Annotated in this window: 24 protein-coding genes and 1 pseudogene; 23 read left to right on the plus strand and 2 right to left on the minus strand. The window is 52.3% G+C overall.

What is annotated here, in order from left to right:
• Positions 1–69: 69 nt before the first annotated feature.
• The 22 genes and pseudogenes from HS105_07885 to HS105_07990 all read left to right on the plus strand — a co-directional run bounded on the left by HS105_07885 (position 70) and on the right by HS105_07990 (position 20,126).
• Positions 70–1,131 (plus strand): GDP-L-fucose synthase, encoded by a 1,062-nt coding sequence (locus HS105_07885; GenBank protein MBE7516508.1) that lies wholly within the window; start codon positions 70–72, stop codon positions 1,129–1,131.
• Positions 1,052–2,152, plus strand: a complete 1,101-nt coding sequence (gmd, locus tag HS105_07890) for a GDP-mannose 4,6-dehydratase (protein ID MBE7516509.1) — start codon at positions 1,052–1,054, stop codon at positions 2,150–2,152. Before HS105_07885 ends, gmd begins: the two co-directional genes overlap by 80 nt.
• Positions 2,149–3,084, plus strand: a complete 936-nt coding sequence (locus tag HS105_07895; GenBank protein MBE7516510.1) for a glycosyltransferase family 2 protein — start codon at positions 2,149–2,151, stop codon at positions 3,082–3,084. The genes gmd and HS105_07895 overlap by 4 nt, the downstream gene beginning before the upstream one ends.
• Entirely contained in the window at positions 3,077–4,297 is a 1,221-nt protein-coding gene (locus HS105_07900; GenBank protein MBE7516511.1) for a glycosyltransferase family 4 protein, read from the plus strand. The genes HS105_07895 and HS105_07900 overlap by 8 nt, the downstream gene beginning before the upstream one ends.
• Positions 4,294–5,802 carry an oligosaccharide flippase family protein gene (locus tag HS105_07905; protein MBE7516512.1) on the plus strand — a complete coding sequence of 503 codons (1,509 nt, stop codon included), beginning with the start codon at positions 4,294–4,296 and terminating at the stop codon, positions 5,800–5,802. Before HS105_07900 ends, HS105_07905 begins: the two co-directional genes overlap by 4 nt.
• 13 nt (positions 5,803–5,815) lie before the next feature.
• Positions 5,816–6,490 carry a methyltransferase domain-containing protein gene (locus tag HS105_07910; protein ID MBE7516513.1) on the plus strand — a complete coding sequence of 225 codons (675 nt, stop codon included), beginning with the start codon at positions 5,816–5,818 and terminating at the stop codon, positions 6,488–6,490.
• Between the two features lie 40 nt (positions 6,491–6,530).
• Complete coding sequence (locus HS105_07915) at positions 6,531–8,054, plus strand: hypothetical protein (protein ID MBE7516514.1); 1,524 nt, start codon at positions 6,531–6,533, stop codon at positions 8,052–8,054.
• A gap of 2 nt (positions 8,055–8,056) precedes the next feature.
• Positions 8,057–8,458: pseudogene (locus tag HS105_07920) on the plus strand (adenylyltransferase/cytidyltransferase family protein).
• A 90-nt stretch (positions 8,459–8,548) separates the two neighbouring features.
• Positions 8,549–9,064 (plus strand): D-sedoheptulose 7-phosphate isomerase, encoded by a 516-nt coding sequence (locus HS105_07925; protein ID MBE7516515.1) that lies wholly within the window; start codon positions 8,549–8,551, stop codon positions 9,062–9,064.
• Positions 9,061–10,008 carry a D-glycero-beta-D-manno-heptose-7-phosphate kinase gene (gene rfaE1, locus HS105_07930; protein ID MBE7516516.1) on the plus strand — a complete coding sequence of 316 codons (948 nt, stop codon included), beginning with the start codon at positions 9,061–9,063 and terminating at the stop codon, positions 10,006–10,008. Before HS105_07925 ends, rfaE1 begins: the two co-directional genes overlap by 4 nt.
• Positions 10,005–11,012: a glycosyltransferase family 4 protein gene (locus HS105_07935; protein ID MBE7516517.1), complete on the plus strand. Its 1,008-nt coding sequence runs from the start codon at positions 10,005–10,007 to the stop codon at positions 11,010–11,012. The genes rfaE1 and HS105_07935 overlap by 4 nt, the downstream gene beginning before the upstream one ends.
• 40 nt (positions 11,013–11,052) lie before the next feature.
• Positions 11,053–11,931, plus strand: coding sequence for an SDR family oxidoreductase (locus HS105_07940; protein MBE7516518.1), 879 nt, complete (start codon positions 11,053–11,055; stop codon positions 11,929–11,931).
• Positions 11,928–12,977 (plus strand): polysaccharide biosynthesis protein, encoded by a 1,050-nt coding sequence (locus tag HS105_07945; GenBank protein ID MBE7516519.1) that lies wholly within the window; start codon positions 11,928–11,930, stop codon positions 12,975–12,977. The genes HS105_07940 and HS105_07945 overlap by 4 nt, the downstream gene beginning before the upstream one ends.
• Positions 12,978–12,980: 3 nt before the next feature.
• Positions 12,981–14,081: a UDP-N-acetylglucosamine 2-epimerase (non-hydrolyzing) gene (gene wecB / locus HS105_07950; protein MBE7516520.1), complete on the plus strand. Its 1,101-nt coding sequence runs from the start codon at positions 12,981–12,983 to the stop codon at positions 14,079–14,081.
• A 17-nt stretch (positions 14,082–14,098) separates the two neighbouring features.
• On the plus strand, positions 14,099–15,328 hold the full coding sequence (locus HS105_07955; GenBank protein ID MBE7516521.1) for a glycosyltransferase family 4 protein: 1,230 nt from the start codon (positions 14,099–14,101) through the stop codon (positions 15,326–15,328).
• Complete coding sequence (locus tag HS105_07960; protein ID MBE7516522.1) at positions 15,322–16,356, plus strand: glycosyltransferase family 4 protein; 1,035 nt, start codon at positions 15,322–15,324, stop codon at positions 16,354–16,356. Before HS105_07955 ends, HS105_07960 begins: the two co-directional genes overlap by 7 nt.
• Positions 16,353–17,153, plus strand: a complete 801-nt coding sequence (locus HS105_07965) for a hypothetical protein (protein ID MBE7516523.1) — start codon at positions 16,353–16,355, stop codon at positions 17,151–17,153. The genes HS105_07960 and HS105_07965 overlap by 4 nt, the downstream gene beginning before the upstream one ends.
• Before the next feature lie 60 nt (positions 17,154–17,213).
• Entirely contained in the window at positions 17,214–17,693 is a 480-nt protein-coding gene (locus HS105_07970; protein ID MBE7516524.1) for a PqqD family protein, read from the plus strand.
• Between the two features lie 32 nt (positions 17,694–17,725).
• Positions 17,726–18,655 carry a nucleotidyltransferase family protein gene (locus HS105_07975; GenBank protein MBE7516525.1) on the plus strand — a complete coding sequence of 310 codons (930 nt, stop codon included), beginning with the start codon at positions 17,726–17,728 and terminating at the stop codon, positions 18,653–18,655.
• On the plus strand, positions 18,652–19,302 hold the full coding sequence (tsaB, locus tag HS105_07980) for a tRNA (adenosine(37)-N6)-threonylcarbamoyltransferase complex dimerization subunit type 1 TsaB (protein ID MBE7516526.1): 651 nt from the start codon (positions 18,652–18,654) through the stop codon (positions 19,300–19,302). The genes HS105_07975 and tsaB overlap by 4 nt, the downstream gene beginning before the upstream one ends.
• Before the next feature lie 2 nt (positions 19,303–19,304).
• Positions 19,305–19,790: a ribosomal protein S18-alanine N-acetyltransferase gene (gene rimI / locus HS105_07985; GenBank protein MBE7516527.1), complete on the plus strand. Its 486-nt coding sequence runs from the start codon at positions 19,305–19,307 to the stop codon at positions 19,788–19,790.
• A 105-nt stretch (positions 19,791–19,895) separates the two neighbouring features.
• The gene (locus HS105_07990) at positions 19,896–20,126 is read left to right on the plus strand and encodes a DUF465 domain-containing protein (protein ID MBE7516528.1); all 231 of its coding nucleotides are present in this window, start codon (positions 19,896–19,898) and stop codon (positions 20,124–20,126) included.
• Positions 20,127–20,164: 38 nt separating this feature from the next.
• Here HS105_07990 and HS105_07995 read toward each other — a convergent pair whose 3' ends face one another.
• Positions 20,165–21,250: a PQQ-binding-like beta-propeller repeat protein gene (locus tag HS105_07995; GenBank protein MBE7516529.1), complete on the minus strand. Its 1,086-nt coding sequence runs from the start codon at positions 21,248–21,250 to the stop codon at positions 20,165–20,167.
• A gap of 103 nt (positions 21,251–21,353) precedes the next feature.
• On the opposite strand from HS105_07995, the gene HS105_08000 reads away from it, so the two are divergent.
• The gene (locus HS105_08000) at positions 21,354–21,824 is read left to right on the plus strand and encodes a single-stranded DNA-binding protein (GenBank protein ID MBE7516530.1); all 471 of its coding nucleotides are present in this window, start codon (positions 21,354–21,356) and stop codon (positions 21,822–21,824) included.
• A gap of 31 nt (positions 21,825–21,855) precedes the next feature.
• Here the strand turns inward: HS105_08000 and HS105_08005 are convergent, their stop codons facing one another.
• Positions 21,856–22,680, minus strand: coding sequence for an acetyl-CoA carboxylase carboxyltransferase subunit alpha (locus HS105_08005; GenBank protein MBE7516531.1), 825 nt, complete (start codon positions 22,678–22,680; stop codon positions 21,856–21,858).
• Between the last annotated feature and the right edge of the window lie 4 nt (positions 22,681–22,684).

Here is a 22,684-nt window from a genome sequence, read left to right on the forward strand (position 1 = left end):
CCGTCGAACAACTGCGGCGTGTTCTCTTAAAGGACGCCTTTCGTCCGTGCCGCTTGTTTATCCGAAATTATGGTCTCGAAGGACAAGAAGATCTTTGTCGCCGGTGCCAACGGCATGGTTGGCGGCGCGGTCTGCCGGGAGCTAGAGCGTCAAGGATTCCGAAACCGGCTCGAACCTACCTCGTCTGAACTGGATCTTCGAGATCAAAGAGCGGTACGGGCTTTCTTTGCAGAAAGCGGTGCTGAGATCGTTATTCTCGCGGCCGCACGCGTCGGTGGCATTCTGGCCAATGACACGTACCGAGCGGATTTTATCTATGATAATTTGATGATCGAAAGCAACGTGATCCACGCGGCTTTCGAGCGCAGTGTGGAGAAGCTGGTATTTCTTGGCAGTTCCTGCATCTATCCGAAACTTGCCGAACAGCCGATGCGCGAAGAGGCATTGCTGACCGGTCCGCTCGAAACAACGAACGAGCCTTATGCCATCGCAAAGATCGCCGGCATCAAGCTTTGCGAGAACTTTTACCGCCAGCACGGATGCAATTTCTTTTCCGTGATGCCGACAAATCTATACGGCGAAGGCGACAATTTTGACCTTGAGCGCTCGCACGTGATCCCGGCTCTTATCCGCAAATTCGATGAGGCCAAGGATGCCGGGCACAGTGAAGTACTCATTTGGGGCAGCGGAAGCCCGCGTCGGGAATTCCTATATGTCGATGACCTTGCCGAGGCTGTCGTTCATTTGATGAAAAGCGTAGATGCGAACGACATCTACAGCCGCGGCATCACACATTTGAACATCGGCACGGGAACGGACGTTTCAATTGCAGAGCTTGCCGAGCTTGTAAAACGTACGGTCGGCTTTGACGGCGCGATAAGCTTTGACCTTTCGAAGCCTGACGGAACGCCGCAGAAGCTTCTTGAGGTCAGCCGTATGACGGCACTCGGCTGGGAGGCAACAACCCCGCTTGAGGTCGGACTAAAGCGCATTTACGATTGGTATCTTCAACACAAAGGCGATAAGAGTTACCGCCGCGAAAAGACAATAGATGAAAAAGGCACTGATAACGGGCATAACGGGCCAGGACGGCAGTTATTTGACGGAGATCCTACTCGAAAAAGGGTATGAGGTACACGGCATCATCCGAAAGTCGAGCTCGTTCAACACCGGCAGGATCGATCACCTATATTCGGACGATAAGATCCTTGATAAGAAACTCTTCCTTCACTATGGTGATCTGATCGATCCAAGCAGCCTGAATCGTCTGCTTGAAAAGATAGAGCCGGATGAGATCTATAATCTTGCGGCACAGAGCCACGTAAAGGTTTCATTCGAGATACCCGATTATACGGCACAGGTCGATGCACTCGGCACACTTCGGTTCCTTGATGCGATCCGCGAAACAGGCCTTCGCAAGGTGAAATTCTATCAGGCGTCAACATCGGAACTATTCGGCAAGGTCCAAGAGGTCCCGCAGCGTGAAACGACACCTTTCTATCCCCGTTCGCCTTACGGCGTGTCAAAACTATTCGCGTATTGGTCGATAGTTAATTACCGCGAGGCGTACGACATTTTTGCGAGTAACGGTATCCTTTTCAACCACGAATCGCCTCGGCGAGGAATGACATTCGTTACTCGAAAGGTCACCCACCAGCTTGCGAACATCGTTTGCGGCAAAGCCGCTAAGCTCACGCTCGGCAACCTCGATGCGAAGCGCGACTGGGGCTATGCTCCGGAATACTGCGATGGAATGTGGCGTATCCTCCAGTCTGAAAAGGCCGACGATTATGTTTTGGCAACGGGTGAAACGCACAGCATTCGCGAATTTGTAGAAGAAGCCTGCAAACACCTTGGCATCACGATCGAATGGAAGGGATGCGGCCGGAGCGAAACCGGCGTCGTTGCCAAGATCGACGCCGACAGGCTCGCCGAGTTCTCGGGCAGCGGCACTCATATTTCGGCTGGCGATACAATTGTCGAGTTGAGCGACGCGTACCTGCGGGCGACCGAGGTTGACCTTTTGATAGGCGACGCCTCAAAGGCCGAGAGGGAACTCGGATGGAAGGCAAAGACTCACTTCAGCGATCTTGTAAAGATAATGGTCGATGCCGATTGTCTGGCGGTAGGCACAGGCCAGAGGGAGATATGACCGTTGGCACAGTACTTAAGGTCGAGATCGTTACGCCCGTCCATAACCGCCGCGAAGAAACCCTCGAGTGCCTTCGCAGTATCGAACGATCGGAGCGGAACGGACTGGATCTGCACGTTATTATCGTAGATGACGGCTCCACTGATGGAACGGCGGACGCCGTACGTTCGGAGTTTCCCGCGGTTGAGATCGTCGAGGGCGACGGCAGCCTTTGGTACACTGCGGGAACGAACCGAGGCATTGAAGCGGCACTTCCGCACAAACCCGATTATGTTCTGGCGATAAATAACGATCAAACATTCGATCCGCACTGCATTAAAAGCCTTGTAGAATGTGCGGAAAGCCATCCGCATTCGGTCGTGGGTGCTTTGCTTATCGATCGGGATCGTGCCGGCCACATATTTCAGGTCTCGCCGCGATTCGAGTTCTTCAGCGGCGGTTTCCGCCATTGGTACAAGCAGACCGTCGATACAGTGCCGAAAAAGCCATGGCGGGTCGAGCTTATCGTCGGCAACTGTGTCCTTTTTCCCGCTGCTGCGATCGTCGAGTGCGGGCTGATGGACGAGAAGAAGCTGGTTCAGTACGGCGATGCCGAATATACGCCGCGAATGCGCCGCCGCGGATGGAACCTGCTGATCGAACCTCGTGCGAAGGTTTTCTGCAAACCTAACGACGAGGTTAGCGGATTTCGCACGCTCTCGATATCAGAAAAGCTTACGCAGCTTTTCTCAAAGCCGACCGGCCCGTACAGCCTGCGTCGGCGCATCAATGCGAATATGGGCGGCGCACCGAACAAATTCCTCGGGCTTCTCGCTGTTCCGATATTTTTTCTGCGTCTTTTGATCGGCCACAACATAGAGGGCAAATGGGCACAGACACGCGAGGAGAGGCCGCTCGCCGAAACATTCGCGTCCGCCGTCGTTGATGGTTGAGAGTAAGCGAAAACTCATCTTTCTCTGGAACTACGTCGAGTGGGGCGGAGCACAGGTCTATCTCCTCGCGGTTATGAAGCAGGCGCGCGAAGAGTTCGACATAACCGTCGCTCTGCCGCGTGATTCAATGCCGGATATTTTCCGTTTCCTTGACGCACTCGGGATACGCTACGACCTTCGCGATGTTTCGCTTGATATGAATGCGGCTCCGGGTATCGTCAGGAAATTGCGCAGACAGTGGCGGCGTATCAAAACTGAGGCATCGACCTTCCGATACCTTTTGAAGTACGATCTTTCAAGAAGTATCCTTCATATCGAAACAGCACCGTGGCAGTCGTGGATACTGCTGGCCGCTCTGGCTCTTCGCAGGTCCAACACGTTTCTAACGATGCATAATATAATGCCGCGTGCTTCGGGCTTACGTGAATTGATATGGCGTCTGCGTCTTCGGGCTGTTTCGCGCCTTCCGCGATTTCACATCTTTGCGTCGAATAATGACACGAAGAACGGATTGAAGGCGTGGGTCACGAACCGTTTCTTTGAGGAAATTAAGGTTACCTACACTGCTGTGGATCCCGCCGAGATCGAGCAGGCGTCGGCCGCGGCATTCGATCGCGACGCTGAACGCAGAGCGTTTGGCATCCGTCCGCACGCATTTGTCGTACTGTGTGTCGGCCAGTTCATAGACAGAAAAGGGCGGTGGGTCTTCCTCGAAGCCGCGAGCAAGGCCGTTGCGGCCAACGACAATATCTCGTTCATCTGGCTTTCGCCCAACGCGCCGAATAAGCAAGAATCTGATCGGATAGACAGCTTTAAACTCGGCGACAAGTTCCGCCACATCTTGAGTGCCGATGTTGGACACGATCGCCACAGCATACTGCGATATTTTCGCATCGCAGATGCCTTTGCTCTTGCAAGTTATGTTGAGGGCCTGCCCATTGCGTTGCTCGAAGCGATGGCGATGGGCTTGCCGTCGGTCTCGACCAACATCAATGCGATACCCGAGGCCATTATTCCCGAAAAGACCGGCTTACTGATCGAACCGGGTGATGCCGGAGCTCTTTGCGACGCGATACTTCGCCTCGACCGCGACCCCGACCTTCGTTCGCGGCTCGCAACGGAGGGCAAAGAATACGTGCTGAAGCATTTTGATGAGCGCCGTGTGGCCGACTCGATCATTGACTCCTATAACGAGGCACTCGGCAGAATATGAGCGACGCCGTACCGCAACATACAGGTAAGAGCATCCTGCGCAACGTCCTTTATGGTTCGATGACGTGGTTCCTGCCGCTGTGCCTCAGCTTTGTCGCCACACCGGTGATCGTCCGATCCTTGGGCAATCGCGATTACGGCATCTATGCTCTCGTGCTGACATTTATCGGGTATTCGTTCAGCTTCAACTTCGGCCGCGCTATCACAAAGTATATTGCGGAATATCGTGTCGCGGGTGAGTCTGAAAAGATCAAGCGAGTGATCTCCGCCAGTATTTTCTTTGCGGTAACGGTCGGTGCATCCGGTGTCGTGATCGTTTGCCTGCTTGCGAACTGGCTGACAAGCGATATTTTTCAGATCGAGGCTGACGCTCAGCAGCAAACGGTAACGGCTCTTTACGTCGCTTCCGCAACGATCTTCATCGCAATGATGAACCAGTTGTTCAGCTCGATCGTACAAGGCCTGCACCGCTTTGATCTTTATTCAAAGATCTACACCGCGAACGGTTTTTTTACTATCGGCGGCAACCTCGCGCTCGCTTTGCTCGGCTACGATCTAGTCGTCCTTCTCGGATGGAATTTGGTCGTAAGCCTTGTCTTTTGTTTGGTTTACGCTATAACGGCAAAAGCAAATCTTCCGGAGTTCACATTGGTCCCCACACTCGACCGCGCAACGCTCATAATGGTCGCCCGCTTCAATGCGGGAATTGTCGGCTATCAGCTGCTGGCTAACGCGTTCTTACTATTTGAACGCGGCTGGATAACCAAGCGGCTCGGTACCGAGAGCTTGACCTATTACGTAGTGCCGATGTCGTTCGGCATCTATCTCCACGCGTTCGTATCGAGTCTTGTTCTCGTACTGTTTCCACTTGCAAGCGAGTTCGGGCAAGATCGTGAGCGTCTGCTGAAACTTTACACAAAGGCAACAAAGATCATCGCGCTGATCGTCGTTTTCATCGTAATTGCTCTAAGCGTTAACTCGAAAGGCTTTCTGCATCTTTGGATGGGCCCGGATTTTGCCGATAATTCGTCAATTCTCCTTGTGCTTCAAATGGTCGCATTCGGTGCCGCAGCGATACAATCGGTTGCGTGGCAGATGACCGAGGGACTTGGCCGCCCTCAACTTAATCTCGCGATTTTTTCCGTGTGCTTGATCGTGGCTGTCTCGCTGATATTGACCCTGACATCAACTTATCACAATGTGGGGATCGCAACGGCGCGGGCAGCGGGCTTTTCGTCAATGCTCATATCGATCTTTTTGATCGAAAAGCTATTCTTCAAGGAAGTGTTATGGAAATTCTGGCTTAGAATAGTGTTTGTACTCGCCATCGCGGGCACGGCGGCGGCGGCCGCAGAATATGCCGTTGCCGACAATTTACGTCTTAGCTGGGCGGCCTTGCTGGCGTCGTGGGCTGGCGCAGGTGTCGCGTATATGGCAACGCTCTTCGTCAGCGGGTTAATCGGCAAAGAGGAGTTGGATGTAGTCCGAAGCTTTCTAAGGCGTTAGTTAATAAAATGTAATGGAACTTGTTCAGAGAGTTGAGTTTATCAAGAGTGAAGCGAACGGCCGCAAGGTACTGCACCTCGGCTGTACGAATCATCCGTATACGCAGGAATCCATCGATCAAGGTATGCTCCTGCACAATGCTCTCGAAGCGGCTGCGTCCGAGATCTATGGCTTTGACTACGATCAAGAGGGTATTGATACGCTTGCCGCGAACGGGAGCAAGAATCTTTACCGGGCGGATCTTGAGAAGCTTGAGGAAGTTGATCTTGACACGACCTTTGATGTGATCATTGCGGGTGAAATGATCGAGCACCTTTCAAATCCGGGATTGTTCCTTACCGGCATCCAACGATTTATGCACAGTGGAACACGACTCGTCATCACTACGATAAATGCATATTGTGCGATGCGTTTTGCGACATACTTTCTGCGCGGCAAAGGCGGAACGAATGAGATGGTTCATCCTGATCACGTCGCCTATTACTCGTATAAGACTCTAAGTTTAGTGCTTCAACGCGCAGGACTTAGGGTGGACGACTTCAAGTTCTACGATCTGGGAATAGAGCATAGGCCGTACAATCCTTGGTACTTGAATCTGATAAATGACACGGCGGTAAGATTCTCGCCGCAGGTTGCGGACGGCGTCATTGCCGTTTGCTCTTTGAACTCCGCTGTAAATGACCGATAGAGTTTGCCCGTACGAGGCGATAAAACGATAATCGTTATTTATGCGTTCTTTCGGAGCGACAGATCTTGATGCCGGAAAGCGGCGCGGCGGCCTAGTGATGCCGATCGTCATTATTTGGGGCATGATGCTGCTGCTCGGCGTCTGGTTCGTTTGGCTCGAGGACGGCTTCGCCGGGACACTCAGCGATTATTATTTGCTGCCTTGGGCATTGCTTTCGAGCGTTGTCGTACTTTCTCCAAGCCTGTACCTATATTTCAAAGGAAAATTCGACCCTTTCCACCCTCTTGTTTTTGCCGCATGGAGCTATATTTTCCCTGCGTTCTGTATCGGAGGAGTGATCGTTGCGTTCCATTTGGTCGATCCGTATTTCCTTGTTTTCATTGACGATCCTCAATATAACCTTCCGCTCAGCCTCGTTTATATTTCAGTCGGTTTTATCGGTTTGACTGCCGGATACGCGGTGCCCATAGGGCGTTTTATCGCTGAGAGGCTCGAGGTTCGGCTTCCGAATTGGCAATGGCAGCCATCGCGGGTATGGGCAGCAGGCCTCCTTCTGCTTTTGGCCGGTATCGGCGTAAATCTTATCGGATTCGTCCAAGGCCTGATCGGCTATCAGCGTGTTACGGATTATGGTACGTACGACGCGCTGATCTACTTTCTTTTGGTCCTTTTGTCCGAAGGCAGTATGCTTTTGTGGCTTGCGATATTCAGCACCCGCAGAAAAACAGGGGTTTATTATATCGTCCTCGTCGTGCTGATCCTTTTCATCCCATTCCGTGCCGCACTGCTAGGCAGCCGAAGCGGACTTGTCCTAAGCATGTTTCCGATCGCGATGGCGTTCAAATATTCGGGACGAAAGCTCGGCTTACGAAATTCTTTTATCTTCGGAACACTGATCGTGCTAGCGGTCTGCATAGGCATCATCTACGGAACATCCTTCCGCAATATCAAGGGCAGCGAAAGCCGTGTAGAAGCGGGCGACTACGTCGGTCAGATCGGTGCGACGATCGACTATCTGGCAACACAGGACCCGGCCATTTTGTTGCGTGATAGTGCTCAGGCGATGGCTGATCGCGTTGAAAATTTGAGCTCCGTCGCGGTTGTTGTTTCAAACTACGAACGTTTAGCACCGTATGAGGCGAGCTACGGTCTCGAAAATAACATCATAAATGACACGCTGACATCATTCGTGCCGCGATTCCTCTGGGCCGACAAGCCGCCGACGTCTGACGCCCGTGCGTACAGCACACTCTACTTCAATTACAGCGATAATTCTTTCGCTATTTCGCCGTTCGCCGATCTTTTGCGAAATTTCGGGCCCATCGGGATACCGATAGGAATGTTCCTTCTCGGCATTTATTTACGGATAATTTACCGCCTTTTTGTCGAAACGCCGACGCCGTCGATGTGGAAATATGTGGCTTATGTTCCGCTGCTGACACTTGTCAGCTACGAGTCATTCTACGCGACCATCTTTCCGTCGATCATCCGAACACTCGCGGTCATTTTGATTAGTTTCTTCTTTGTTAACCTCGTCGTAAAGTTGAGGATAAAAGCCGATTGATCATGCGAACTGTATTCACGAACGGCTGTTTCGACATCATCCATCCGGGGCACATCGACCTTTTGCGTCGTGCCAGGCTCCTTGGCGACCACTTGATCGTCGCAATAAATAGTGATGAGTCGATCCGCCGGACAAAAGGCGGCGGCAGGCCATTCATCGATCAAGAGTCGCGAAGGCAGATACTTCTGAGCCTTAGGTCAGTTGACGATGTTGTTGTCTTTGATGAACAGACTCCCGCACGCATTATCAAGGAAATAATGCCGGACGTACTGGTAAAAGGCGGCGATTGGGCCGAAAATGAGATCGTCGGAGCGGATATTGTAAAAGCCAATGGCGGTGAGGTTCATTCGCTGCCGCTGCTCGAAGGATTTTCTTCAAGCAAGATCGTAGCTGCAATCCGCTCGGCAGACGATCCTGCGAATAATACTGACACTGACGGAAAATACGACGCGATCGCGGAGCATCTGGACGCGGTCGAGGCTCTGAACTCCACCATGCGGCTTCAGATCAACGAGACGGCCGGAACGCTTTTTCATACCTTTCGATCGGGCCGAAAAGTGCTGATATGCGGAAACGGCGGCAGCGCGGCAGATTCGCAGCACCTCGCCGCAGAATTTACGGGACGTTATGAATCGGAGCGCAGAGGGCTTCCAGCGATCGCTCTCACGACCGATACTTCAGCTCTAACAGCATTGGCAAATGATTACAGCTTTGAGCGGGTCTTTTCAAGGCAGATCGAGGCCCTCGCGTGCGAAGGCGACTGCCTGATCGCGATCAGCACAAGCGGGACGTCGCCGAATATCATCGCCGCTGTGATGGCTGCCCGCTCGCTCGGCTGCACCATCATCGGGTTGACCGGTGCGAACGGCAGAAAATTGGCGGCGTTGACCGACCAGTGCATAATGGTTCCTTCCGCCCGAACTTCGCGGATACAGGAGTGCCATATTCTCATTGCACATCTTTGGTGCGAGATCATCGACGCTCTGCTCGCCGAGGAGGCCGAGGCATGATCGACGGCGCATCATTTTCGGGCAAGCGTGTCGCCGTCATCGGCGATGTGATACTCGACCGCTATTGGTGGGGCGACGTCAGCCGGATCTCGCCGGAGGCTCCCGTTCCGGTCGTCCGGCTGGGAACGATGTCCGACAATGCCGGCGGAGCCGCCAATGTAGCGGCAAACATTGCAGGCCTCGGTGCCGAAGCGATCCTCATCGGTGCCGTAGGCGATGACGACGCCGGTAACCTGCTTAGAGGCCTGATCAGGAGTACAACCCGCGTCGAGCCGCGGCTTTTTGAGATATCAGGGCGTCCTACAACCGTAAAAACGCGTATCGTAGCGAATCACCAGCACGTTGTGCGTGTGGACAACGAATCCACCGATCCGGTCGAAGAAATATCAGAAGATGATGTTCATGCAGCGATCCATAACGCGGACGTCATCGTAATTTCCGACTATGCTAAAGGGTTTCTCACCGGCGCCGTCTTGTCGTACATTTTCAAAGCCGCTGGTGATAGATTCGTTATTGTCGATCCGAAATCCAGTGACCTGTCACGATATTACGGTGCAAATTTGATAACGCCGAATGCAAAAGAGGCGGAAGCCGCAACGGGCATGACGGATACGGCATCCGCAGGCGAAGCGTTAATCGCGGAAGGGAATTTTAAGGCAGCTCTTATCACAGAGGGAGAACGCGGAATGACGCTCTTTGAACAGGGAAGCGAGACGTTCCATCTCGATGCGAGCGCTCTCGAAGTATTTGATGTCACAGGAGCCGGAGACACGGTCGTTGCTACGCTTGCTGCGGCGACTGCAGCCGGCATCCCGCTTCGGAAAGCCGCGGAACTGGCAAATATTGCCGCCGGAATAGCGGTTAGCCATGTCGGCACGACAGTCGTTTCCGAGGATATGCTCCGTGCGGCAATGGCGGCAGGCTCCGGAGTCCGTCGGCAATGACCAAGGTTATATTCGTTGAGCGTAAGCCGTCGATGTTCGTCAGCATCGAGAAGGTCTTTCGCATCGTGGCCGGTGCGCTCGACCCCGAAAGATTCAATTTTGCTTTTCAGAACCTTGAGTATGACAACAGCCTTTCGGGTATAGTAAAGAACCTGTTGTTCTTTCACGCGGAAAAGGCTGACATTTATCATCTTACGGGTGCCGCCCACTACATCGCATTGACCCTTCCAAAAGATCGGACGGTGTTGACTGTACACGATCTGTTCTTAATGAATGAGCGTAAGGGTATAAGACGATTTTTGTTAAAGAAGCTGTTTGTCGATTGGCCGATCCGCAGGGTTAAATACATAACGGCAATATCAAGGGCAACGAAGGACGAGATCGTAAAATACCTGCCAGATTGCGAATCAAAGATCCGAGTGATCGAAAACCCTTTGGATCCAAGATTCGAATCTGTCGAGAAGGAATTCAATGAGGTTTGCCCCGTAATTCTGCAGCTTGGAACGGTTGTCAATAAGAACGTTCCTAGATTGATCCGTTCGCTTAAGGGCATTAAATGCCATCTGCGAATTGTCGGTATCATTGACGAAGCGATCAGAAAGGAGTTGTCCGAGACCGATATCGAGTATTCTACTGTTGATAAGCTCAGCGACGATGAGCTGCTGGCGGCATACCACGATGCTGATATAGTTAGCTTTTGTTCAACGTATGAAGGATTCGGCCTTCCGATCATAGAGGCTCAAGCGGCTGCACGCGTGGTGGTTACAAGTGACATCAGCCCGACGCGTGAAGTTGCCGGCGGAGGGGCCGAGCTTGTTGATCCGTTCGATGAAAAAAGCATCCGTGCGGGTTTTGAACGCGTTATCAGCGATAAGGATCGTCGCGAAGCGCTGTTAAAACAAGGTTTTGCTAATATTGAGCGCTTCTCACCTCGTGCTGTCGCTGAAAGATATGCCGAGTTGTACGCAGAAATAATTGAAGACGGTGTTAATGGAACACGTTAACAAAGAACAGTTAAGTTACACGATCTAATAATATTTTCTAATGAAGGTTCTTATCATCGGTGCGGCGGGAATGCTCGGCCATAAGCTTTTCCAGCAGTTTGCGGGGCGATTTGAGGTCGCTGCAACAATTCGAGCAAACCGCTCGTCGATCGACCGATACCGTTTTTTCGACGGAGCGAAGATCTACGACGGCGTTGATGTTCGAAACTTCGACTCCGTTACCGCTGCTGTTGAAGATCTCCGTCCCGATGTCGTCGTCAACGCTGTTGGTGTGATCAAACAGCTGCCGACAGCGAATGATGTCGTTGTAACGCTTGAGATCAACTCCGTCTTTCCGCATAAACTTGCTCAACTGGCTCGGGAAAAGGGTTTTCGGCTGATTTGCATAAGTACGGACTGTGTTTTTGACGGTAAAGCAGGCAATTACACCGAGGACGATCAGCCGAATGCAATTGATCTCTACGGAAAGAGTAAAGCTTTGGGTGAGGTGGCCGCACCGAATTGCCTGACGCTGCGAACCTCGATCATCGGCCGCGAACTAGGCACCTCGCACAGCCTCGTCGATTGGTTTCTATCCAACCGCGGCGGCGAGGTCAAAGGCTTTACGCACGCCATCTACAGCGGCTTTCCAACGATCATCTTTGCCGATATAATTGGGGATCTGATCGCTGAACAACCCGAACTTAGCGGCCTTTACCAAGTAGCTTCGGAGCCGATCAATAAATTCGAGCTTTTATCGCTGATCAATGATGCATATAACGCGAATGTGACGATCACTCCGTCCGACGAGTTGGTGATAGATCGCAGTCTGAACGGCGGAAAGTTTGCAGCCGCAACCGGATTTAAGCCGTTGCCTTGGCCGGAAATGATCAAGATCATGGCAGCAGACCGCACCGACTACGATAATTTTAAAAAATGAGCTTATTAGAAGGAAAACGAATTCTTGTAACAGGCGGGACCGGCTCGCTTGGTCAAACGCTTGTTCGACGGTTGTTGACCGGCGAGATGGGAAATATCGCAAGCGTAACCGTGTTTTCACGCGATGAAGCGAAGCAGCATTATATGCGGCTCGACTTTATGGAACGGAAGACAGCAACGGACGAAGTTATATACGAGAATTCGCGATCGAAGCTTAAATTCCGCATCGGCGATGTGCGGGACCTTTCATCACTTATAACCGCGATGCGTGATGCCGATATCGTGTTTCACGCAGCAGCGCTGAAGCAGGTTCCGTCATGCGAGTATTTTCCGTATGAAGCAGTGATGACCAATATCGGCGGAGCAGAGAATATTGTCCGTGCGCTCCGCGAAAACCAACTGCCCGTCGAGGCCGTTGTCGGCATCTCGACCGATAAGGCATGTAAGCCGATCAACGTGATGGGAATGACAAAGGCACTTCAGGAACGCATTCTGCTTGAGGCAAATCGCGATCGCCCTGATGTTGCGATCAACTGCGTTCGATACGGCAATGTCATCGCTTCACGCGGATCGATCGTGCCGCTGTTCGTAGAGCAGATAAAGAACCGTCAGCCGATCACGATAACTCTGCCCGAAATGACACGGTTCCTGCTAAGTCTCGACCGCGCGGTTGATACCGTATTCGAAGCGGTAAGGAGCGGACGCCGCGGCTGCACATTCATTCCAAAAGTTCCGGCCGCAAAGATAGTTGACGTCGCCGATGCACTCATGGGCGAAACAAAGGTTGAAAAGATATTTACGGGAATACGGCCCGGCGAAAAGGTGGATGAGATCATGGTGTCGGAAGAAGAATGCTTTCGAACCATCGAGTCCGGCGGTTACTATGTGATACTGCCGGTACTGCCCGAGCTGCGTGATATCGACAAGATCACGCCGGCATTGACGTCTGAATATTCATCGCGCAACGACAATATCTCGGTCAGCGAACTGCGCGAGCTTTTGAGCGGCGCCAGCAGTGAGATCGAACGGTTCATGTCCGGAAATTAAGTTATGAAGATAATGACGATATTCGGGACACGCCCCGAGATCATTCGACTTAGCCTTATTATGCGGCTGCTCGACCAGCACAGCGAGCACGTTACTGTACACACCGGGCAAAATTATCACGAAAGCCTGAGCGACATCTTCATACGCGATCTTGGCGTCAGAACGCCTGATGTCCACCTCGGGATACGTTCTTCGTCGTTTGGCGAACAGATGGGCCTGATCGTCACGAAATGTGATGAGGTTATGGCCGAACACAAGCCTGATCGGATACTTATTCTCGGCGACACGAACAGCGCATTGAGTGCCATTGTTGCCGCTCGGCGCGGCATTCCCGTCTTTCACATGGAGGCGGGCAACCGCTGCTACGACGATCGTGTCCCCGAGGAGATCAATCGGCGCATCATCGACCATTCGAGCACTGTCTTGATGCCGTACACGCAGCGCAGCAAGGAGAATTTGGTCCGGGAAGGTATCGACCGTGACCGGATTTTCGTAACAGGCAATCCGATAAAAGAAGTACTCGATGATTTTCAGCCTCAGATCGACGGCAGCGGAGTCCTGCGAACACTGAACGTCGCTCCGTTCGAATATGTTCTCGTAACGCTTCATCGAGCTGAGAATGTTGATATTCCCCGGCGTATAGCAGGGATATTCAAGGCGTTTGCCGCAATTTCCCAAAAATTCGACAAAGACATTCTGGTCAGCGTTCACCCGAGAACGGCGGAACGCATAAAGGAGTACGGCATTGATGCCGGCACCGCCCGAGTGCGGCTTCTGAATGCAATGGGCTTCTTCGATTTTGTAAAGCTTGAAAAAAATTCGCTGGCAGTGCTGACCGACAGCGGTACAGTGCAGGAGGAGTGTTCGATATTCGGCATTCCGAACGTAACTCTGCGCGATGTGACGGAGAGGCCTGAGACGGTAGAATGCGGCAGCAATATCATTAGCGGCGCCGATCCGGAAGATATCGTCCGAGCAGCCGAACTTGCGATAGCCCAGCCGGCAAACTGGCAGCCGCCGGCAGAGTATATGACAACGAATGTATCGCAAGCGGTCAGCAAGATCGTCCTCGGATACCTTAGCCTTCGACGCCACACTTCATAGGAGAACTGTGAAGGAGTATGGCGACGGACGAAAAGAAAAGGACGCTTTGGATCGTCAGCGAATTGTATTATCCGGAAATGACCTCGACCGGATATTATCTGACGCGTACGGCTGAAGACATGGCGGCTCATTTCAACGTCAAGGTCATCTGCGGCCAGCCTAACTATTCCGCACGCGGTACACGCGCCGACCGGTATGAGATCCATAACGGTGTAGAAATATTTCGAGCCTTAGGCAGCACGCTTAATAAGAACGTCATTCTTTTCCGTCTCGTAAATATGGCGACGCTCGGCATCGGGATGTTCTTGAGAGCCGTCGCAAGCTTCAGGCGAAGGAACATCGTCCTTGTAGTAACAACGCCGCCGTCGATGCCGTTCGTTACCGCTCTGGCGGCTCTGATAAGGGGGGCAAACTACGTCCCGCTTATCCACGACAATTACCCCGAAATACTCTTCGCCGTCGGCAAGGCAAAAGAGTCTTCAATGCTGACTTCGTTCATCGCGTTGATGAACCGCTGGTTGTTTAAGCACGCAGCACGAATTATCGTCGTTGGACGTGATATGAAAGACCTTGTCAGCGAGAAGGCCCGCGGTCTGGACGTACCGATCGATATTATTCAGAATTGGGCAGAACTTGAGACCGTCGAGCCTCGTCCGCGCAGCGAGAACACATTACTGCAAGAACTTGGCATCGTCGATAAGACCGTTTTCCTCTATGCCGGAAATATGGGACATCCGAATGACATAGAGACCATTGTTGCTGCTGCAGAGCAGCTTAAGGCTCGGAATGATATTCACTTCATTTTCCTTGGTTCGGGTGTAAAGCGCCGTTGGCTCGAAGATTCGGTTAGGGGCCGAAAGTTGGAGAATGTATCTGTCCTTGAACCGAGGCCGCGGAGCGAACAGGCCGTCTTCCTGAACGCGTGTGATGTTGCTATTGTTTCGCTCGTAAGCAAGATGCGGGGCGTTTCGATGCCGAGCCGCACATACAACATACTTGCCGCAGGCAAACCGATCCTGGCTCTTACGGACGAACGAAGCGAACTCGCGACGGTTATCGACGAAGATAATGTCGGATGGCATATTCGGCCGGGCAACACCAATGCATTGCTTACCGTGATCGATCAGATACTTAGTTCAAAGAAGGATCTCGCGGAAATGAGCGAACGGGCGCGAAACTCTGCACTGACGAAATATTCTGCCGCAACAGCGTCCGAAAATTATCTCGCGGCACTCTCGCAATGCTGACGATATCCGTTACAGCGGCAGCAACATTTCTCGTAACGCTTGTCGGCGTATGGCAATTTCGCGCTTTTGCCCTTTCACGAAGCATACTCGATCATCCGAACGAACGGAGTTCTCACACCACGCCGACACCACGCGGCGGCGGCGTCATAGCCGCTATAACGATACTCATCGCATTTTGCGCAGGGTCATATTTTCTCGGCGTGAACGTGCCTGTATGGTATGTAATTGCCGCGGCACTTGTGATCATTGTCGGGTGGCTGGATGATGTTCATTCACTCTCTTTCCTTATACGCCTCGCGGTGCATCTTGGAGCCGCAGCCTTAGTAATGATTGCCTATGGAGCAATGCCTGTGCTTTCATTTCCGGGAGAAGTAAGTCTGACGATCGGGGCCGCTTCCTTGATCCTGGGCGGTTTATGGATCGTCTGGATGACCAACGCCTACAATTTTATGGACGGCATTGACGGGATCGCAGGCCTGCAGGCTATTGTTGCCGGAATTGGCTGGTTCGCGTACGGAATGCTGTCGGGCAACCGGCCGAATGCGATGGTCTTCGGAGCAACTATAGCGGCCGCCTCCGCTGCATTTTTGCTGTTCAACTGGCAGCCCGCAAAGATATTCATGGGCGATGCGGGGAGCAGCTTCCTTGGCTTTTGTCTGTCATCTTTTCCGTTCGTTATACACAAAGGTGAACCGATCGCAGACACAAGAGCTCTGATCTTCTCCATCGTAATTGTTTGGCCATTCGTTTTTGATTCCGTATTTACCATCACTCGGCGGCTCGTGCGCGGCGAAAGGGTTTGGCAGGCTCACCGCGAGCACCTTTATCAAAGGCTCGTCATCGGAGGCAGGCCGCACTGGGCGATGGCAACGCTCTACGGTGCTATTGCGGCACTCGCCGGGACGGCAACGCTATTTGCACTCTTCGGCGGGCTTTCGTACGGTGCTCTGATCGTATTCGGCGTACTGCTCATTACGTTCCTTGCCGTCTTGCTGCTTTCTGTGAAGTATGGAGAAAGGAAGTTATGACCAAGAAATACTCATTCGACTTCATTTCGTTCGGCGTTCCTGTTTCTTTCACCTCGAACGACGCGGAGCTTTTTGAAAAGGGAAGCCAGATAATACGGAGTGCTCTCCTGGAAAGGTGTGATCCATACCTCGCCGATAATGCCGCGAACTTGTTGACACTGAACAGGGTCGGAGAACAGGCCGCTATTTCTATTGACGGCGAAGTTGAAGGGGCTTGTGAATTAACAGAAGGCTTCTTCAAGTATTTCGACACAAGAGTGCGGTTGCTGATCGCTGAACGCGCACCTGATGTCGTGTTCCTGCACAGCGGTGCAATTGGCTGGAACGGTAAAGTGATCCTTTTCCCCGGCGACAGTTTTGCGGGCAAGACCACGGTCGTAGCTGAATTTCTGCGCCGCGGTGCAACCTATTACTCGGACGAATACGCCGTAATTGACCATTCAGGCAATGTGCATCCTTTCGCGCGGAAACTTTGGCTCAGGGACTTCGACGATCCGTCATCTCGGATCATTACCGATCCGCGTGCATTGGGCGGTTCTGTTGCTGAGGGTGCTGCACCCGTTTGCGCCGTTATGTTTCTCGAGTATAGGAAGAACAGCAGATTCAGGCCGCACCTTCTGACAGCAGGCGAAGGTCTGATGCGATTGCTGAGACAAACAACCTCATTAAAATTTTCACCGAAATTTGCAATTAAGGTCTTGAACGAACTCGCATCTCGTGTTACCTTTGTTGAAAGTACGCGGAGTAATGCAAAAAATTTTGTTGATAAAGCCATTCTCTTTATTGACAAGTTGTAATTCTTAGATAAAATAGGCGTTAGCTTTTCGGTACGCTCACAATATTTACTGGAGGATAAGATGAAAAATTCGCACAATCCCATAGCTCGCAAGTCCGGACTGGTCATTCAAGAGATGCCCGGCGAGGTGCTTGTTTATGATCTTGACCGCGACAAGGCTCATTGTCTAAATGAGTCCGCAGCACTCGTATGGCAGTCCTGCGACGGCAGTAACTCGGTCCAAGACATTGTTCGCCGACTTGAAGAGAGCTCCCGCGGCAAGGTTAATGAAGACCTTGTATGGCTTGCACTTGATCAGCTCAATGAGAACGATCTTTTGGAAGCGGGGACCGGCACTCATTTCAAGGGACAGTCACGGCGCGAAGTCCTTAAGAAGATCGGCCTTGCTTCGGTCATAGCATTGCCGGTCATCGCATCCTTGGTTACACCGCAAAGTGTTATGGCCGCGGGTTCGTGTGCATGTGTCTCTGCTGCAAACTGTGCGACGCTTAACACATGTCCTAGTCAAACACAATGCAACAACGGTGTCTGCGCACCGTAGGCACTTGGGCCGGTATAATATAACGAAGAGTAGTGAAGATCCGTTGTCTTTGCTACTCTTTTGTCGTGAATGATCTTAACGCCAACCGCAGCGCAGATTACCTTTCCGATCATGAACGGTGGTTGGCACTCCAACATGCACTCGCCGACCGTAGGGCGGCAGATGCCTTCACCATTTTTCGCAGTCACGGCATTGAACCCATCCTGATCAAAGGCCCTGCCGCGGCCCTGATGTTTCCGGAAGGAAGGTTTCGATATTCGACGGATATTGATCTCGCGTTTGCGGAAGCGGATTTTGCGGCTGCAAAAGCTCTGTTTGCTGAAGCATCACATTCAGGGCTGCCGATCGATCCGCATTGCGGGCTGCGATCTTTTGACGCAACGCCGTGGGATACTCTGTTCGGCAGAAGCCGTCTTGTCGAGATCGGCGGCACGTCGATCCGGGTCCTCACCGAAGAGGACCATCTGCGCTTACTGTGTGTACATTGGCTGATAGATGGCGGTTGGAATAAGGATCGGCTGTGGGATATCTATTATGCTGTAAAAAATCGGGCGGTTGATTTCGATTGGAATATCTGCCTGAATTCGGTAAGTTCGAAACGCCGGCGGTGGATCATTTGCGTGCTCGGGCTTGCCCACAAGTATCTGGGGCTTGAACTCGACGGACTTCCTTTTGCCGATGATGCAAAGAATATTCCCGGGTGGGTATTTCGTGCTGTCGAAAAGGAGTGGCGAACGGTTCAGATCAGGCCGCTAAGTCATTTTTTGAATGATCCGAAAATGTTCATCGCTCAATTAAGAAAGCGTATCCCGCCAAACCCTCTGCGGTCCGTCGTTGAAATGGAAGGGAACATTGACGCAAGAATTCGGCTGCACTATCAAATTGGACTGATATTCAGGCGGATGGGGCCGGGACTTTTCAAGATATTCCGTTCCGCCCGAGATAAGACAAAAATATTGTGAGCACAACAGAAATTTCCCTTGCGATCGAGACCGCGATCTCCGGCGGCAGCTTGGCAATATTAGAGAATGGAGAAATACTGGCGACATCCGTCGGGCAGCAAAGCAGATCAAGGGCAGAGGACATTCTGATCGAGCTAGATCATCTGCTGAGCGGAAATCACGTCAACAAGCACGATATTTCGAAGATATTCGTCTCGGCGGGGCCGGGAAGTTTTACGGGCATAAGGATAGGGGTCGCGACCGCAAAAGGGCTTGCTCGTGCCCTTGCTATCGACCTCAAACCAGTTTCGTTACTCGAGTCGCTGGCCGCAGCCGCAGCGACAGACGGAAAGCTGGCCGTCGTCCTGTTCGTTGGCCGCGAGGCCTATTGTTTTCAGGTCTTTGAAAGGACGGCCGAGACAATGACCTCGATCGGAGCCCCACAAGTTGTTGCAGCTAAAGATCTTATGTCCCTGCCAAGAAACCTCGGAATTGGCAGTATCGTTTACTTGAACGAGCAGTCGGATGACAACTTAAAGTTGCTATTTGAGAGTTCGACGGCAAAGCCGGTGCCGATCACCTCAAGTCCCGCGGAGGCGATCGGCATTGCGGCCGGATCGGCGGCCATCAGTCTCGATGTCGCTCCGCTGTTCTTATCAAAGCCATAGCTATGCAGCAGATACGAATTCGGCCGATCGAAGCTCGGCATATCGCGCGGATACTTGAGATCCAAGAGGAGGCGCGGCTTAGCTCGTGGTCAGCGGAAGGCTATATCGAGGAGTTAAGGCTTCCAAACGCCATAATGCTGCGAGCCGAAGCGGAGAGCGGCGAGATCGTCGGGTTCATTGTAGGAAGGATCGTTCCGGCTTCGGCGGACACGGTTGGAATTGATGCTGAGATCTATAATATCGGTGTTGCGACGGCTGCGCGGCGATCCGGAATAGGTACCAAACTACTGAAGGCGTTTCTCAGCGCCTGCGGTCAGGCCGGAGTTTCCAACGTCTGGCTGGAGGTTAGGGCGTCGAATGATCCGGCGATCGGTTTTTATCAAGACAACGGCTTTACTATCTCCGGTGAACGAACCAATTTCTATGCGGATCCCACGGAAAATGCCCTTTTGATGCGGCTTGGGCTGTCCCGACCATATTCTGCTTGAATTGTTATTTGGTTTGGGATAACATCAAATCAAGCCTGTTACCGAACTTTGGGGGCTCGGCAACGGGCTGATACGAATACTTTGAAAAGTGAGGAATAGTTCGTTATGGACTTGTCAACGCCTGATGCGGTGCGAGATGAATTGTTGAAGACCGACCCAATGTTCAGAGATCTTGTACAGCAACATCAGGATTATGAAAAACGCTTAGCAGAATTGGCTCACCTAACCTTTCCCAGCGATGACGAACAGCTTGAGGAATCTACCCTCAAGAAGAAAAAACTTCAATTAAAAGACGAGATCTACGAGATAATGCACAGGCATTCTGCCGGGCATTGAAGATATATTTCCGGGTCTTTGCTCCTTTATGGCGACACTCACTCTTGGGTGTCGCCTTTTATTTTGCATGGCCCGATCGAATAACCGATGATGTCACCGTTCAGCAGAAAGGTATTACTTCCGGGGGCCGCGGGAAGACGGACGAAGTTCGCTGATTCGGGTAAAATGAGGCCGCCGACGATCTTTCCGGAGCGTATGTCGAGAAGGACCGCCGAAGCCGTACCGAGCGCGAATGCGAGCAAGCGTTTGTCGTCAGTGAACGCAACTCCGGCAGGACGCCCGCCAAGCCGCCTCTTCCACTCGACACTTCCCGACGGCGTAAGCAAATAGATAAAATTATCAAATGACGTTACAAGGACTCGATCGTTGATCATCCAAAGCGTATCAGCACGAGCACCGGCCTTAAATCCTCGGCCGGAAGCAGCGGACACGATATTGCCTCGCTCGTCCGAGTAGATCACCTTATCTGATCCGATGCCCAGCACAGCGACAGGTTTTCCGATCGTCTTAAAAACCGAAACTACCTCGCCCGCCTGCGGCGACAGAACAAGTACCTGTCCTTCGCCGCTGATAAGTACGATGCCGTTTGCGGAAATATTTGCTCCGTCGATCGCACCGACCGGTTTTCGATCCCACTTCGTTTCTAGAGTAACGGCATCCAGAGAAAGGACATGGCCGGCCGAGGTGGCTATGATCACAGACCCGTTCAATTCTTGCAGGAAATACTTTTCCGCCAAGGGAAGCTCAGCGCTTCGGCTCGGGATACCTGTCTCAAAGCTAAGCAGCCGCAGGCTGGTTTTGGCTGAACCGGCGGCGGTTGATGATCTTGACACCACAAGGAGCCCCGCGACACCGGCGACCATTTCTGCTGCGGGAACTCCGCCAAGTTCGACCGACCAAAGACGGTCGCCGGTCAAAGCGGAGAGTGCGACCACCCGTGCAGACGCTGTTACGCCAAATACACGTTTCGCTGCCGAAGCGATCGAGATAAAGCCTTCATCGTCCTGAGACCGCCAGCATTGATGCAGATCGACCGGAGCTTTTTCGCTAAACCGGACAGCAGCGGGCACAGTCGCTGCTGCCAGGAGGAACAAGATCGCAAACGCGGTCGTAAGTCTAAACAAAGGGTGCATCAGGTAATGTAAGTGAGCGGCAAAATTGATTTTATCACGAGGCAGTAACGTGTTATATTGATGTTCAATCTTTAACTTAAGTTTTCGGGAAAATATGTCATTCAATAAAATTATCCTTGTCGGAAACCTCGGACGCGACCCTGAACTTCGATTTACGCCGCAGGGAAAGGCCGTTTGCAGCTTTTCCATGGCCACGAATGAGAAGCGCCGTGATAAATCGGGCGAATTTCAGGATGTTACAACATGGTTCAAAGTCACGCTTTGGGGAAACCAAGCTGAGAATGCCAACAAGTATCTCTCCAAAGGACGTCCTGTCTATATCGAAGGCCGCTTGCGTATCGAAGAGTGGACGGATCGCGATAATAACAATCGCTATACGCTCGACGTTCAAGCAACAGATATGCAGTTCATCAGCGCAGGCCGTGACGACACGGCGGGGAGCTCTTCGTATTCGGACGATCACGAACCGCAATATACCGGAGCAGAGCCCTCAGCGAAAGGTTCTTCGTCGGCAAATGCACCTGTTGCAGTACCGGATTCGCCGGAAGACGACATACCGTTTTGACTCGGCTGAGCGTGAGCAATAGAACGAGTACTCAGATCCATTCGCCCATTGCACGGAATTTGTCGTAACGTTCCTGCACGAGCGTTTTTGCGTCCTTTTTGGACAGTTCATCCAGAACTGAGATCAGTCTCGACCTTAAGCGGCCTGCGATCGATCTGTAGCTGCTGTTTTCTTCCGAAGAACCTTCTGCGTCGATAGTCCAAAGTTCAGGTTCGGGAATGATCTCATCGATGATCCCGAACCTCTTCAGGCTGTCCGCCGTCAGCTTTAGCCCCTCTGCCGCATCGGCTGCCCGGCTCGCGTCCTTCCACAGGATCGCAGCACATCCTTCCGGCGTAATGACGCTATAGACAGCATTTTCCATCATCAGAACGCGGTCGCCGATACCTATCGCCAAGGCACCGCCCGAGCCGCCTTCGCCGAGTACGACAATCACGATCGGCACCGTTATCGATGCCATTTCGCGAAGGTTGAAGGCTATCGCTTCTGCCTGGCCGCGCTCCTCCGCATCAATTCCCGGATACGCTCCCGGCGTGTCGATGAACGTGATGATCGGGCGTCCGAATTTTTCAGCCATTCGCATCAACCTTAATGCTTTTCGATAGCCTTCCGGCTTTGACATAGCAAAATTCCGATGGCGTCGGTCATTTATATCTCGGCCTTTCTGTTGGCCGACAACCGCTACCTCTCGGCCGTCGAGTTTTGCAAAACCGACCACCATTGCGGGATCATCCGAAAATCGCCGGTCGCCGTGGATCTCTGTAAAATCGGTGAAGATATCCTCGAAAAGGTCCATGGAATATGGCCTGTCAGGATGCCTCGCCGTTTGAACTCGTTCAAAAGCAGCTGTGCTCATGGCT

Origin of the sequence: Chloracidobacterium sp. (genome assembly GCA_015075585.1) — a bacterium.
In the GTDB taxonomy this organism is placed as follows: domain Bacteria; phylum Acidobacteriota; class Blastocatellia; order Pyrinomonadales; family Pyrinomonadaceae; genus OLB17.